The following is a 2,744-nucleotide window of genomic DNA, read 5'->3' on the forward strand; positions in this document are numbered from 1 at the left end:
AGTGCGACTCGTTCGCAGACGGTAAAAAGTCTGCGCACGAGCAACGGTTTTCCGTTGTTCGGAGAACTGGTAGTTTGATAGGTGGAATGACGGGGTAACGCCCTGAAACGCCTACCCTTGATGGGCGTGCATTAGCTGTAATGGCTGGTGTACGAAGCCCCATGACAAAGGCTGAGAGTAACCGTAACCACTGCCTAAAGTGGTCGAAAGCGGTCTGGAGGCAGACTGTGTTACCTATAAGCCGAGAGTCTATAAGATACCTATGGTTAGAATGTTCGCTTTGGCGGGCGGACTGACGAACCTGCGAATGTACAGGTCTAAAAGAAGACCATGCAGAAATGTGTGGGTGCGTTAATGCGCAGTCGGTGTGGTTTAGTAGAAATTGATCCTACGAACGACCATGCTGTGTTACAGGCACAGGCAAGCCGACAGGTCTATAGCAGGAACCTATGGGTATGTATGAACAGATAGAACTATCGGAACGAGGAAAGGCAGCAGATTCCGCAAGGAATAGTCTGACGAAAAACAATAAGCAGACGAACTGCTGCTGAAAAGTAGTGGTCGAACCTATGATGTGCTTGCGTTATGTGAGCTACGGAGGAATGGCCACAAGTCGGTTGAGATAAGCAGGCATTATTCAATCCAACATAAGGATTCGAGTAAGACCAAAAGGGTCACTTTCGCAAAAAGGAGGTGATGCCTTATGCCAAAGAAAAACAAAACTCTATGTGTAGATGACTTACGTCATGCCGAGTATTACGGTATGCAGCCAGTTTTTGATGAACTCTATCATCGAAGTTTGGAGGGAGAAAATTTTACCGACCTTATGGATTTAATTCTGAGCCGGGACAACATTCTTCTGGCATATCGGAACATCAAAGCAAACGGAGGAAGCTACACAGCAGGAACAGACAACAAAAACATCAGTGACATCGGGTGTTTACCGCCCGAAACAGTTGCAGAGAAAGTGAGGTTTATTGTCACAGGAAGTCAGCACGGATACCGCCCAAAGCCGGTAAGACGCAAAGACATTCCGAAACCAAACGGAAAAACCAGACCGTTAGGTATTCCCTGTATCTGGGACAGGCTGGTACAGCAATGTATCAAACAGGTCATAGAGCCAATCTGCGAAGCGAAATTCAGCGACAACAGTTACGGCTTTCGCCCGAACCGTTCCGTGGAACACGCCGTGCAGAAAACTTACACCATGCTTCAACGCATGAACCTGCATTATGTGATTGAGTTTGATATAAAAGGATTTTTCGACAACGTAAATCACAGCAAGCTAATGCGGCAAATATGGGCAATGGGAATACACGACAAACAGTTGATTTTTATTATCAAGCGGATTCTGAAAGCACCGATTAGAATGCCAGACGGCACTACACTCATTCCAGACAAAGGCACTCCGCAAGGCGGTATCATTTCACCGTTGCTTGCCAATATCGTGCTGAATGAACTGGACAAATGGGTTGAGAGCCAATGGCAGAACCACCCTCTTGTAAAGGAATACGGGTATGAGAGGAAAATCAGAAACTCGATTACTTTTGACCGGAGCAAGGCATTCCTCAAAATGAGGAAAACAGGGTTGAAAGAAATGTATATCGTGAGATATGCAGATGATTTCAGAATTTTCTGCCGGAATAAAGAGGACGCTTTGAGAACGAAAGAGGCTGTAACGGCATGGATAACCGAGAGGCTGAGGTTGGAGGTATCGCCAGAGAAAACAAGGATAGTCAATGTTAGAAAACGCTATTCAGAGTTTCTTGGGTTTAAGATACGAGTCAGACCGAAAAGCAGGAAGTACATCGTGCAATCTCATATCTGTGACAAAAAGTTGGAACTGGAAAGGCAAAAACTGGTGGAACAGGCGAAACGAATTGCCCGACCTTCAGAGGGAAAAAGACCTTTGGACGAAATACGGCTGTACAATTCAATGGTTCTGGGAATACAGAATTATTTTCAACTTGCCACCTGCATCAGCATTGATTGCAGGAAAATCCACAGACAGGTCATGACAGTTTTAACAAATCGGCTCAATACAGAAACCGGGTGCAGACTTGTTCGAGAGGGCGGCGCAATGACCGAGAGCGAAAAAGAACGGTTTGGAAAGTCGGCAATGATACGGTATGTATCTGGAATCGACCAACCTATCTACCCTATCGCATACATCAAGAACAAGATACCGATGGCAAAGAAAGCGGCGGTTTGCAGTTACACGGTAGAGGGACGGGCATTGATACACACGAACCTAAGTATGAACTCATCTGTTCTATCAGGTTTGAGGAATCAACCGTCTATGGGGCGAAGCACAGAACTTACTGACAGCAGGATTTCACTATTCTCGGCTCAACGTGGAAAATGTGCGCTAAGTGGGGAACTCTTTGAAAATGCGGCTGACATAGTATGCTGGCTGAAAACACCGGCAGAATTGGGCGGCAAGGAACGCTATCGAAATATGATTTTGTTCCATAATAGATTTCTTCCACTCCTGCAAGAGTGTCCTAAGAATGAGCTAAAAGAGATAGCCGACACGCTCAAGGCAACAAAGGAACTGATGTTAAAAGTGAACAGTCTGCGCCAGCAGGCTGGTTTGTCCGCAATAGAAAACTAACATTTCATTTGGTGATTGATTAAATGCTTGTGAAAACAACCGATGGAACGCCGGATGCGGTGAAAGTCGCACGTCCGGTGTGGAGTGGGGGAAAATCCGGCGATAACTTCAAAGGATTACCTATCACTAT

The 2,744-nt window shown here is 45.8% G+C and carries 1 protein-coding gene; it reads left to right on the forward strand.

What is annotated here, in order from left to right; all coding sequences use genetic code 11:
* The first annotated feature begins 703 nt into the window (after positions 1 to 703).
* The gene (ltrA, locus tag HMPREF0240_RS23075) at positions 704 to 2,614 is read left to right on the forward strand and encodes a group II intron reverse transcriptase/maturase (protein ID WP_009005801.1); all 1,911 of its coding nucleotides are present in this window, start codon (positions 704 to 706) and stop codon (positions 2,612 to 2,614) included.
* The last annotated feature ends 130 nt before the right edge of the window (positions 2,615 to 2,744 follow it).

Origin of the sequence: Clostridium sp. D5 (genome assembly GCF_000190355.1) — a bacterium.
In the GTDB taxonomy this organism is placed as follows: Bacteria; Bacillota; Clostridia; order Lachnospirales; family Lachnospiraceae; genus Faecalicatena; species Faecalicatena fissicatena_A.

Coding starts and splice junctions, on each gene's coding strand:
- ltrA (WP_009005801.1), top strand. CDS start 704: ATGCCAAAGAAAAACAAAACTCTATGTGTAGATGACTTACGTCATGCC.